This is a genomic window from Pseudomonas sp. CP4 (genome assembly GCF_047758505.1).
GTDB classification, from domain to species: Bacteria; Pseudomonadota; Gammaproteobacteria; order Pseudomonadales; family Pseudomonadaceae; genus Aquipseudomonas; species Aquipseudomonas fluorescens_AO.
This window is the reverse complement of the sequence record NZ_CP180489.1, coordinates 3,972,121-3,985,135: the sequence shown is the minus strand read 5'-3', so window position 1 is coordinate 3,985,135 and position 13,015 is coordinate 3,972,121. Positions and strand designations below refer to the sequence as shown.

At 56.3% G+C, this 13,015-nt stretch carries 6 protein-coding genes; all 6 read right to left on the bottom strand.

Annotated elements, in window-relative coordinates; all coding sequences use genetic code 11:
- Nucleotides 1-138: 138 nt before the first annotated feature.
- Nucleotides 139-1,332, bottom strand: coding sequence for an elongation factor Tu (tuf, locus tag ACMYUN_RS17785; protein WP_024014521.1), 1,194 nt, complete (start codon nucleotides 1,330-1,332; stop codon nucleotides 139-141).
- 31 nt (nucleotides 1,333-1,363) lie between these two features.
- Nucleotides 1,364-3,469 (bottom strand): elongation factor G, encoded by a 2,106-nt coding sequence (fusA, locus tag ACMYUN_RS17780; RefSeq protein WP_016772942.1) that lies wholly within the window; start codon nucleotides 3,467-3,469, stop codon nucleotides 1,364-1,366.
- 30 nt (nucleotides 3,470-3,499) lie between these two features.
- Complete coding sequence (rpsG, locus tag ACMYUN_RS17775; protein ID WP_016772941.1) at nucleotides 3,500-3,973, bottom strand: 30S ribosomal protein S7; 474 nt, start codon at nucleotides 3,971-3,973, stop codon at nucleotides 3,500-3,502.
- A gap of 107 nt (nucleotides 3,974-4,080) precedes the next feature.
- Nucleotides 4,081-4,452, bottom strand: coding sequence for a 30S ribosomal protein S12 (gene rpsL / locus ACMYUN_RS17770; protein ID WP_003186084.1), 372 nt, complete (start codon nucleotides 4,450-4,452; stop codon nucleotides 4,081-4,083).
- 216 nt (nucleotides 4,453-4,668) lie between these two features.
- Nucleotides 4,669-8,868, bottom strand: a complete 4,200-nt coding sequence (rpoC, locus tag ACMYUN_RS17765) for a DNA-directed RNA polymerase subunit beta' (RefSeq protein WP_016772940.1) — start codon at nucleotides 8,866-8,868, stop codon at nucleotides 4,669-4,671.
- A 64-nt stretch (nucleotides 8,869-8,932) separates the two neighbouring features.
- Nucleotides 8,933-13,006, bottom strand: a complete 4,074-nt coding sequence (rpoB, locus tag ACMYUN_RS17760) for a DNA-directed RNA polymerase subunit beta (protein ID WP_016772939.1) — start codon at nucleotides 13,004-13,006, stop codon at nucleotides 8,933-8,935.
- Nucleotides 13,007-13,015: the final 9 nt, after the last annotated feature.

Here is a 13,015-nt window from a genome sequence, read left to right as displayed (position 1 = left end):
GCTGCTATTCCCACCGGGCGCAATACGCCCGTTAAAAGGAGGCGCAATTCTATAGACGCCCCCGATAGGTGTCAACCCAATAAAAAAGCCCCCGCTGAGCGGGGGCTTTTTCAATCCATCAAGCTGACTTTAAAAGTCTTACTCGATGATTTTGGCTACGACGCCAGCGCCGACGGTACGACCGCCTTCACGGATAGCGAAACGCAGACCATCTTCCATCGCGATGGTTTTGATCAGGGTAACAGTCATCTGAATGTTGTCACCTGGCATTACCATTTCAACGCCTTCTGGCAGCTCGCAGTTACCAGTCACGTCAGTAGTACGGAAGTAGAACTGTGGACGGTAGCCTTTGAAGAACGGAGTGTGACGGCCGCCTTCTTCCTTGCTCAGAACGTAAACTTCTGCGGTGAACTTGGTGTGCGGCTTGACCGAACCTGGCTTGACCAGAACCTGGCCACGCTCAACGTCGTCACGCTTGGTACCACGCAGCAGAACGCCGCAGTTCTCGCCAGCACGACCTTCGTCGAGCAGTTTACGGAACATCTCAACACCGGTGCAGGTGGTGGTGGTGGTGTCACGCAGACCAACGATTTCCAGCGCGTCCTGAACGCGAACGATACCGCGCTCGATACGACCAGTCACAACAGTACCGCGACCCGAGATCGAGAACACGTCTTCGATTGGCATCAGGAATGGCTTGTCGATCATACGAACTGGTTCTGGGATGTAGGTATCCAGAGTTTCAACCAGTTTACGAACGGCAGTGGTGCCCATTTCGTTGTCGTCTTTGCCTTCCAGCGCCATACGAGCCGAACCGATGATGATCGGAGTGTCGTCGCCCGGGAAGTCGTAGGTCGACAGCAGGTCACGAACTTCCATCTCAACCAGTTCCAGCAGCTCAGCGTCGTCTACCAGGTCAGCCTTGTTCAGGAAAACCACGATGTACGGAACGCCTACCTGACGGGACAGCAGGATGTGCTCACGGGTTTGCGGCATCGGACCATCAGCGGCCGAGCAAACCAGGATCGCGCCGTCCATCTGAGCAGCACCGGTGATCATGTTCTTCACGTAGTCAGCGTGACCTGGGCAGTCAACGTGAGCGTAGTGACGAATAGTCGAGTTGTACTCAACGTGAGCGGTGTTGATGGTGATACCGCGAGCTTTTTCTTCTGGTGCGCTGTCGATCTTGTCGAATTCAACGACGGCCGAACCGAAAACTTCGGAGCAGACGCGAGTCAGAGCAGCAGTCAGAGTGGTTTTACCGTGGTCAACGTGACCAATGGTGCCAACGTTGACGTGCGGTAGGGAACGATCAAATTTTTCTTTAGCCACGACAATTAACTCCTAGCCTAAAGGGGCTGAATCAGCCTTGTTTTTTGGTTACGGATTCGACGATGTGCGACGGAGCCGTATCGTATTTTTTGAATTCCATAGAGTAGCTTGCGCGACCCTGGGACATGGAACGAACGTCGGTCGCATAACCGAACATCTCACCCAGTGGAACCTCGGCACGGATAACCTTGCCGGACACTGTGTCTTCCATACCCTGGATCATGCCGCGACGACGGTTAAGGTCGCCCATCACATCACCCATATAGTCTTCAGGCGTAACAACCTCTACCGCCATGATCGGCTCGAGCAACTCACCACCACCCTTCTGGGCCAGTTGCTTGGTCGCCATGGAAGCAGCCACCTTGAACGCCATCTCGTTGGAGTCGACGTCGTGGTAAGAACCATCGAACACGGTAGCCTTCAGGCCGATCAGCGGATAGCCGGCAACAACGCCGTTCTTCATCTGCTCTTCGATACCCTTCTGGATAGCCGGGATGTATTCCTTAGGAACCACACCACCTACAACTTCGTTCACGAATTGCAGACCTTCCTGACCTTCGTCAGCAGGAGCAAAACGGATCCAGCAGTGACCGAACTGGCCGCGACCACCGGACTGACGAACGAACTTGCCTTCGATTTCACAGTTCTTCGTGATGCGCTCACGATACGAAACCTGAGGCTTGCCGATGTTGGCTTCGACGTTGAACTCACGGCGCATCCGGTCAACCAGGATGTCCAGGTGCAGCTCGCCCATGCCGGAGATGATCGTCTGACCAGTCTCTTCATCAGTTTTAACGCGGAAAGACGGGTCTTCCTGAGCGAGCTTGCCCAGAGCGATACCCATTTTTTCCTGGTCATCCTTGGTCTTAGGCTCTACGGCAACCGAAATAACCGGCTCCGGGAAGTCCATGCGAACCAGGATGATTGGCTTGTCAGCGTTGCAGAGGGTTTCACCGGTGGTGACGTCCTTCATGCCGATCAGGGCCGCGATGTCACCAGCGCGTACTTCCTTGATCTCTTCACGGGCGTTTGCGTGCATTTGCACCATACGACCCACGCGCTCTTTCTTGCCTTTGACCGAGTTGATCACGCCGTCGCCGGAGTTCAACACGCCCGAGTAAACGCGGACGAAGGTCAGAGTACCCACGAATGGGTCGGTAGCGATCTTGAACGCCAGAGCCGCGAAAGGCTCATTGTCGTCTGCATGACGCTCCATCTCTTCTTCCTCGTTATCAGGGTTGGAACCCTTGATAGCAGGAATGTCGGTCGGAGCAGGCAGGTAGTCGATAACGGCGTCGAGAACCAGGGGAACGCCCTTGTTCTTGAACGAAGAACCGCAAACGGCCAGAACGATTTCGCCGGCGATAGTACGCTGACGCAAAGCAGCCTTGATCTCTTCGATCGACAGCTCTTCGCCTTCCAGGTACTTGTTCATCAGCTCTTCGTTGGCTTCGGCAGCAGCTTCAACCATATTGTTGCGCCACTCTTCAGCCAGCTCTTGGAGCTCGGCAGGAATGTCCTTGCGAACAGGGACCATACCTTTGTCGGAGTCGTTCCAGTAGACAGCTTGCATGTTGATCAGATCGATCTGACCCTGGAAGTTGTCTTCGGAACCGATGGCCAACTGGATCGGCACCGGAGTGTGACCCAGACGCTGCTTGATCTGACCGATCACGCGCAGGAAGTTGGCGCCGGCACGGTCCATCTTGTTTACGTAAACAAGACGTGGAACGCCGTATTTGTTGGCTTGACGCCATACGGTTTCCGACTGCGGCTCAACACCCGAAGTACCGCAGAACACAACGACAGCGCCGTCGAGTACGCGCAGGGAACGTTCAACTTCAATGGTGAAGTCAACGTGGCCCGGGGTATCGATTACGTTGAAACGGTGCTCGTGAGAGTACTGCTTCTCGGAACCTTTCCAGAAGGCGGTAATGGCAGCAGAAGTAATGGTAATACCACGCTCCTGCTCCTGAACCATCCAGTCTGTGGTCGCGGCGCCATCATGCACCTCGCCCATTTTGTGACTTTTGCCGGTGTAAAACAGTACGCGCTCGGTGGTGGTGGTTTTACCAGCATCCACGTGAGCGACGATACCGATGTTACGGTAGCGGCTAATCGGAGTAGTACGAGCCATAAAGCCCTCGCAAAATTAGTGAAGCTAAAATTAGAAGCGGTAGTGCGAGAAAGCTTTGTTAGCTTCGGCCATACGGTGCACGTCTTCACGCTTCTTAACAGCAGCACCTTTACCTTCAGCAGCATCCAGCAGTTCGCCAGCCAAACGCAGAGCCATAGACTTCTCGCCGCGCTTACGGGCGAAGTCTACCAACCAGCGCATTGCCAGAGCGTTACGACGGGAAGGACGAACCTCGACCGGAACCTGGTAAGTAGCACCACCAACGCGGCGCGACTTCACTTCGACCAGCGGAGCGATGGCGTCGAGTGCTTTTTCGAAGAGTTCCAGGGGATCGGTGCCAGCCTTACGGGCCGCAACGGTTTCCAGGGCACCATAAACGATACGCTCGGCAACGGCTTTCTTGCCGCTTTCCATAACGTGGTTCATGAATTTGGCGAGGATCTGGCTTCCGTATTTCGGATCGTCCAGAATCTCACGCTTTGCTGCTACGCGACGTCTTGGCATGATAAGCCCTCAAGCGGTCTTCAGGTTAGCTCGGGACAGATCCAGAGGATGCGTGCCCGACCTTACTCTTATCGACTCAATAAAATAAAAATCTGCAAAACGGCCGATTACTTCGGACGCTTGGTACCGTACTTCGAACGACCCTGGTTACGGCCTTTAACGCCGGAAGTATCCAAGGAGCCGCGAACGGTGTGGTAACGAACACCTGGCAAGTCTTTTACACGACCGCCGCGGATCAGTACCACGCTGTGCTCTTGCAGGTTGTGGCCTTCACCACCGATGTACGAGGAAACCTCGAAACCGTTGGTCAGACGCACACGGCATACTTTACGCAGTGCCGAGTTAGGTTTTTTCGGCGTGGTGGTGTACACACGGGTGCACACGCCACGACGTTGCGGGCAGTTCTGCAGCGCAGGTACGTCGGATTTCTCGACGATACGCTTACGCGGCTGACGTACCAGCTGGTTGATAGTTGCCATCTACTAGCTCCACTGTTGTCTTGCGACGCTATTGTCTTGCAAGAAAAGCAAAATGGCAGGAACGAATTCCCGCCAAATTTAGGGGATCAAGAGTCTAAAGAGGATCTTGATTCCAGTCAAGGCAAGGCCCCGACCTCCCCACCCATCGAACCTCGACTAAATGTCTCGATTCGACGAACGGAGCGATCAGGGCCTCACGCTCGTTTATCGCAGAACTCAGTTACCGCTCGAGTTCAGCGCTTCGGTCAGTGCAGCTTCCACTTCACTGGCGCTTACGCGCAACGGCTTGTCGGCATCACGGCGACGCTTGCGCTCGCTGTGATAGGCAAGACCGGTACCGGCCGGGATCAGACGACCCACGACTACGTTTTCTTTCAGGCCGCGCAGGTAATCGCGCTTGCCGGTGACTGCCGCTTCGGTCAGTACGCGGGTGGTTTCCTGGAAGGAAGCCGCCGAGATGAACGATTCGGTGGACAGCGACGCCTTGGTGATACCCAGCAGAACGCGAGTGAACTTGGAGACAAACTTGTCTTCCGCACTCAGACGCTCGTTCTCTACCAGAACGTGAGTCAGTTCCATCTGGTCGCCCTTGATGAAGCTGGAATCGCCGGACTCGGAGATCTCAACTTTACGCAGCATCTGACGCAGGATGGTCTCGATGTGCTTGTCGTTGATCTTCACGCCTTGCAGACGATAAACGTCTTGGATCTCGTTGACGATGTACTTGGCCAGCGCGCTTACACCCAGCAGACGCAGGATGTCGTGCGGATCGCTTGGACCGTCGGAGATAACTTCGCCGCGGTTTACCTGCTCGCCTTCGAAGACGTTCAGGTGACGCCACTTCGGAATCAGCTCCTCGTACGGATCGCTACCGTCGTTCGGGGTAATGACCAGACGGCGCTTGCCCTTGGTCTCTTTACCGAACGCGATGGTGCCGCTGACTTCAGCCAGAATCGACGCTTCTTTCGGACGACGGGCTTCGAACAGGTCGGCAACACGCGGCAGACCACCGGTGATGTCACGGGTCTTCGAAGTTTCCTGCGGGATACGAGCGATAACATCACCGATCGCAATCTTCGCACCGTCAGCCACACCGACCAAGGCGTTGGCTGGCAGGAAGTACTGAGCGATAACGTCAGTGCCTGGCAGCAACAGATCCTTGCCGTTGTCGTCGACCATCTTAACTGCTGGGCGGATTTCCTTACCGGCAGCTGGACGATCTTTCGCATCGAGTACTTCAATGTTGGTCATACCGGTCAATTCGTCAGTCTGACGCTTGATCGTGATGCCTTCTTCCATGCCCACGTAGGTCACGGTACCTTTCATTTCGGTAACGATCGGGTGAGTGTGTGGATCCCACTTGGCCACGATTGCGCCAGCGTCGACCTTGTCACCTTCCTTAACCGAAATCACAGCACCGTACGGCAGCTTGTAACGCTCGCGCTCACGACCGAAGTCGTCCGCGATTGCCAGCTCACCGGAACGGGACACAGCAACCAGGTGGCCATCCACTCGCTCAACGTGCTTCAGGTTGTGCAGACGGACGGTACCGCCATTTTTCACCTGAACGCTGTCAGCTGCGGAAGTACGGCTTGCCGCACCACCGATGTGGAACGTACGCATGGTCAGCTGGGTACCCGGCTCACCGATGGACTGGGCAGCGATAACGCCGACCGCTTCACCGATGTTCACCTGGTGACCACGAGCCAGATCACGGCCATAGCACTTGGCGCAGATGCCGTAGCGGGTTTCGCAGCTGATCGGCGAACGCACGATCACTTCGTCGATGCTGTTCAGCTCGATGAATTCGACCCACTTCTCATCAACCAGAGTGCCGGCAGGAACGATAACGTCCTCGGTACCCGGCTTGAATACGTCACGGGCAATGACACGACCCAATACGCGCTCACCCAACGGCTCTACAACGTCGCCGCCTTCAATGTGCGGAGTCATCAGCAGACCGTGTTCGGTGCCGCAATCGATCTCGGTTACTACGAGATCCTGCGCCACATCTACCAGACGACGAGTCAGGTAACCGGAGTTAGCGGTTTTCAACGCGGTATCCGCCAGACCTTTACGAGCACCGTGAGTCGAGATGAAGTACTGAAGTACGCTCAGACCTTCACGGAAGTTCGCAGTAATTGGCGTTTCAATGATGGAACCGTCCGGCTTGGCCATCAGACCACGCATACCGGCCAGCTGACGAATCTGTGCTGCGGAACCCCGCGCACCCGAGTCGGCCATCATGTACATCGAGTTGAAAGACTCTTGATCAACTTCGTCGCCGTGACGGTCGATGACTTTCTCTTTCGAGAGGTTGGCCATCATCGCCTTGGAAACTTCGTCGTTCGCCTTCGACCAGAGGTCGATCACTTTGTTGTACTTCTCGCCCTGGGTTACCAGGCCGGAGGCGTACTGGCTCTCGATCTCTTTCACTTCGTCGGTGGCTGCACCGATGATGCGGGCTTTTTCATCCGGGATAACGAAGTCGTTAACACCGATGGAAACGCCGGAGATGGTCGAGTAAGCGAAACCGGTGTACATCAACTGGTCAGCGAAGATCACGGTCTCTTTCAGACCAACCACGCGGTAGCACTGGTTGATCAGCTTGGAGATCGCCTTTTTCTTCATCGGCAGGTTGACGACGTCGAACGACAGACCTTTTGGCACAACCTGGAACAGCAGCGCACGGCCGACAGTGGTGTCGACAATACGAGTACCGCTCACGCTGTTGCCGTCACGGTCGTTGACGGTTTCGTTGATACGAACCTTGACCTTGGCGTGCAGTGCGGCTTCGCCGGCACGGAACACACGATCGACTTCCTGCAGATCCGCGAATACACGACCTTCGCCCTTGGCGTTGATCGCTTCACGGGTCATGTAGTACAGACCCAATACAACGTCCTGCGACGGAACGATGATCGGCTCACCGTTGGCTGGCGACAGAATGTTGTTGGTCGACATCATCAACGCACGCGCTTCGAGCTGGGCTTCCAGCGTCAGCGGTACGTGCACGGCCATTTGGTCGCCGTCGAAGTCGGCGTTGTACGCGGCGCAGACCAGCGGGTGCAGCTGGATAGCCTTACCTTCGATCAGTACCGGTTCAAACGCCTGGATACCCAGACGGTGCAGGGTCGGTGCACGGTTGAGCAGGACCGGGTGTTCGCGAATCACTTCAGCGAGAACGTCCCAAACCTCTGGCAGCTCGCGCTCGACCATTTTCTTGGCCGCTTTGATGGTGGTCGCCAGACCGCGCATTTCCAGCTTGCCGAAAATGAACGGTTTGAACAGCTCGAGAGCCATCTTCTTCGGCAGACCGCACTGGTGCAGACGCAGGGTCGGGCCTACGGTAATTACCGAACGACCGGAGTAGTCAACACGCTTACCGAGCAAGTTCTGACGGAAACGACCTTGCTTACCCTTGATCATGTCAGCCAGGGATTTCAGAGGACGCTTGTTGGAACCTGTGATAGCGCGGCCACGACGACCGTTGTCGAGCAGTGCATCGACCGCTTCCTGCAACATACGCTTTTCGTTGCGCACGATGATGTCCGGAGCGGACAGATCCAGCAGACGCTTCAAACGGTTGTTACGGTTGATCACTCGACGATACAGATCGTTGAGGTCGGAGGTCGCGAAACGACCGCCATCCAGCGGGACCAGTGGACGCAGATCTGGCGGCAGAACCGGCAGAACGGTCAGCACCATCCACTCTGGCAGGTTGCCGGAACCCTGGAAGGCTTCCATCAACTTCAGACGCTTGGACAGCTTCTTGATCTTGGTTTCCGAGTTGGTTTGCGGAATCTCTTCGCGCAGACGGCCAATCTCGTGTTCAAGGTCGATAGCGTGCAGCAGTTCACGGACAGCTTCGGCACCCATGCGGGCGTCGAAATCGTCACCGAACTCTTCCAGCGCTTCGAAGTACTGCTCGTCGTTCAGCAGCTGACCTTTTTCAAGGGTGGTCATGCCTGGATCGATAACGACATAGCTCTCGAAGTAGAGAACGCGTTCGATATCACGCAGGGTCATGTCCATCAGCAGGCCGATACGCGACGGCAGCGATTTCAGGAACCAGATGTGGGCAACCGGCGAAGCCAGTTCGATGTGCGCCATGCGCTCACGACGAACCTTGGCCAGTGCAACTTCAACGCCGCACTTCTCGCAGATCACACCACGGTGCTTCAAGCGCTTGTACTTACCGCACAGGCACTCGTAATCCTTTACCGGGCCAAAGATCTTGGCGCAGAACAGGCCGTCACGCTCAGGTTTGAACGTACGGTAGTTGATGGTTTCCGGCTTTTTAACTTCACCGAACGACCACGAACGGATCATCTCCGGCGAGGCCAATCCGATACGGATGGCGTCGAACTCTTCGACTTGACCCTGGTTTTTCAGCAAATTCAGTAGGTCTTTCAAGGCCTTTCCTCCTGGCGGAGCAGAGAGCGGGCAATCCTGCCCCGCTCTCGATTCGCGTCACGTGTTATTCGGTTTCCAGATCGATATCGATGCCGAGGGAACGAATTTCCTTGATCAACACGTTGAAGGACTCGGGCATGCCCGGCTCCATACGGTGATCGCCATCCACGATGTTCTTGTACATCTTGGTACGGCCGTTCACATCGTCCGACTTCACTGTGAGCATTTCTTGCAGAGTGTAAGCAGCACCGTATGCTTCCAGTGCCCAGACCTCCATCTCCCCGAAACGCTGACCACCGAACTGCGCCTTACCACCCAGCGGCTGCTGGGTAACCAGGCTGTAAGAACCGGTAGAACGCGCGTGCATCTTGTCGTCTACCAAGTGGTTCAGCTTCAGCATGTACATGTAGCCAACGGTAACTGGACGCTCGAACTTGTTGCCGGTACGGCCGTCGGTCAGCTGCATCTGGCCGCTTTCCGGCAGGTCTGCCAATTTCAGCATGGCCTTGATTTCGCTTTCCTTGGCGCCGTCGAACACTGGAGTGGCCATTGGAACGCCGCCACGCAGGTTGTTCGCCAGATCGAGGATTTCCTGATCGGAGAAGCTGTCCAGATCTTCGTTACGACCGCCGATCTGGTTGTAGATCTCGTCAAGGAAGGTGCGCAGTTCAGCGACTTTACGCTGCTCTTCGACCATCCGGTTGATCTTCTCGCCCAGACCTTTGGCCGCGAGGCCCAGGTGGGTTTCGAGGATCTGACCAACGTTCATACGCGAAGGTACGCCCAGCGGGTTGAGGACCACGTCGACCGGGGTGCCATTGGCATCGTGCGGCATGTCTTCAACCGGCATGATCACAGAGACCACACCCTTGTTACCGTGACGACCGGCCATCTTGTCGCCCGGCTGGATGCGGCGACGGATTGCCAGGTAAACCTTGACGATTTTCAGCACGCCTGGAGCCAGGTCATCGCCCTGCTGCAGTTTGCGCTTCTTGTCTTCGAACTTGTCGTCCAGCAGACGGCGACGATCAACGATGTAGGCCTGAGCCTTCTCGAGCTGCTCGTTCAGAGCATCTTCAGCCATGCGCAGTTTGAACCACTGGCCGTGCTCAAGACCGTCGAGGACTTCGTCGGTGATGTCCTGACCTTTCTTCAGGCCGGCGCCGCCTTCGGCCTTGTGGCCTACCAGTGCGGAACGCAGACGTTCGAAAGTCGCGCCCTCAACGATGCGGAACTCTTCGTTCAGATCCTTGCGGATCTCGTCCAGCTGAGACTTCTCGATCGACAGTGCACGCGCATCACGCTCAACGCCGTCACGGGTGAAGACCTGTACGTCGATGACCGTACCTTTGGTGCCGGTTGGCACGCGCAGGGATGTGTCTTTAACGTCGCTGGCTTTTTCACCGAAGATTGCACGCAGCAGTTTTTCTTCCGGAGTCAGTTGGGTCTCGCCTTTCGGAGTGACCTTGCCAACCAGGATGTCGCCTGCGCCTACTTCAGCACCTACGTAAACGATACCGGCTTCGTCCAGTTTGTTCAGTGCAGCTTCACCCACGTTCGGGATGTCCGCAGTGATTTCCTCTGGGCCAAGCTTGGTGTCACGGGCCACACAGGTCAGTTCCTGAATGTGGATCGTGGTGAAACGGTCTTCCTGAACCACACGCTCGGACAGGCAGATGGAGTCTTCGAAGTTGAAGCCGTTCCATGCCATGAACGCGATGCGCATGTTCTGACCCAATGCCAGTTCACCCATGTCGGTGGACGGGCCGTCGGCCATGATGTCGCTACGCTGAACGCGATCGCCTTTACGCACCAGCGGACGCTGGTTGATGCAGGTGTTCTGGTTCGAGCGGGTGTACTTGGTCAGGTTGTAGATGTCGACACCGGCTTCACCGGTTTCCACTTCGTCATCGGCAACACGAACCACGATACGGCTGGCATCGACGGAATCGATCACGCCACCACGACGAGCCACGACGCAAACGCCGGAGTCACGGGCTACGTTACGCTCCATGCCGGTACCTACCAGCGGCTTGTCAGCGCGCAGAGTCGGTACAGCCTGACGCTGCATGTTCGAACCCATCAACGCACGGTTGGCGTCGTCGTGCTCGAGGAACGGAATCAGCGACGCTGCAACCGATACAACCTGCTTCGGCGAAACGTCCATCAGGGTGACGTCTTCCGGCGCCTTGACGGTGAATTCGTTCAGGTGACGTACGGCAACCAGTTCGTCGATCAGGACTTTCTGCTCGTTCATGGTCGCCGAAGCCTGCGCGATCACGTGATCGGCTTCTTCAATAGCGGACAGGAACACGATCTCGTCGGTGACCACACCCTCTTTCACCACGCGGTACGGGCTTTCCAGGAAGCCGTACTGGTTGGTGCGAGCGTACGCAGCCAGGGAGTTGATCAGACCGATGTTCGGACCTTCCGGCGTTTCAATCGGGCAGACACGACCGTAGTGAGTCGGGTGTACGTCACGGACTTCAAAGCCTGCGCGCTCACGAGTCAGACCGCCAGGGCCGAGTGCAGAGACACGACGCTTGTGGGTGATCTCGGACAGCGGGTTGTTCTGGTCCATGAACTGCGACAGCTGGCTGGAACCGAAGAACTCTTTCACCGCCGCAGCCACTGGCTTGGCGTTGATCAGGTCTTGCGGCATCAGGCCTTCGCTTTCAGCCATCGACAGACGCTCTTTGACCGCACGCTCAACACGTACCAGGCCAACGCGGAACTGGTTCTCGGCCATTTCGCCTACGCAGCGAACACGACGGTTACCCAGGTGGTCGATGTCATCGACGATGCCTTTACCGTTACGGATGTCGACCAGAGTCTTCAGTACCGCGACGATGTCTTCCTTGCACAGCACGCCCGAACCTTCGATCTCGGTACGACCGATACGACGGTTGAACTTCATCCGGCCGACCGCAGACAGGTCATAACGCTCAGGGCTGAAGAACAGGTTGTTGAACAGGGTTTCGGCAGCGTCTTTGGTTGGCGGCTCGCCTGGACGCATCATGCGATAGATCTCGACCAGCGCTTCCAATTGGTTGCTGGTGGAGTCGATCTTCAGCGTGTCGGAGACGAAAGGACCGCAGTCGATGTCGTTGGTGTACAGGGTCTCGATGCGAACGACCTGAGCCTTGGCGATTTTTGCCAGGACTTCAGTGTTCAGCTCGGTGTTGCATTCGGCCAGGATTTCGCCGGTAGCCGGGTGCACGATAGCCTTGGCGGTGGTGCGGCCGAGGACGTAGTCCAGTGGCACATCCAGCGTCTTGATACCGGCTTTTTCGATCTGGTTGATGTGGCGCGCGGTAATACGGCGGCCTTGCTCAACAATGACCTTGCCCTTCTCGTCCTGGATGTCCAGAACCGCAACTTCACCACGCAGGCGCGATGGCACCAGTTCCAGGCTGAGGGTTTCGCCGCTCAGGTGGAATACGTTGGTGGTGTAGAACGCGTCCAGCACTTCTTCGGTGGTGTAACCGAGCGCGCGCAGCAGTACCGAGGCCGGCAGCTTGCGACGACGGTCGATACGCACGAAGACGCAGTCTTTCGGGTCGAATTCGAAGTCCAGCCACGAACCGCGGTAAGGAATGATGCGAGCCGAGTACAGCAGTTTGCCGGAGCTGTGCGTCTTGCCGCGGTCGTGGTCGAAGAACACGCCCGGGGAACGGTGCAGCTGGGAAACGATAACACGCTCGGTACCGTTGATTACGAAGGTACCGTTCTCAGTCATCAGGGGGATTTCACCCATGTAGACTTCTTGCTCTTTGATGTCCTTGATCGCTTTGTTCGACGATTCTTTGTCGAAAATGATCAGGCGCACTTTTACCCGCAAAGGTACGGCGAAAGTTACACCGCGCAATACGCATTCTTTGACATCAAATGCCGGTTCGCCCAGGCGATAACCGACGTACTCCAGCGCAGCATTGCCGGAGTAGCTGATGATCGGGAAAACGGATTTGAAGGCCGCATGCAGGCCCACGTCGCGGAACTGATCTTTAGTCGCTCCCGCTTGCAAGAATTCACGATACGAATCCAGCTGGATGGCCAGGAGGTAAGGCACATCCATGACGTCCGGCAACTTGCTAAAGTCCTTGCGGATACGTTTTTTCTCAGTATATGAGTAAGCCATCAGCGTTCC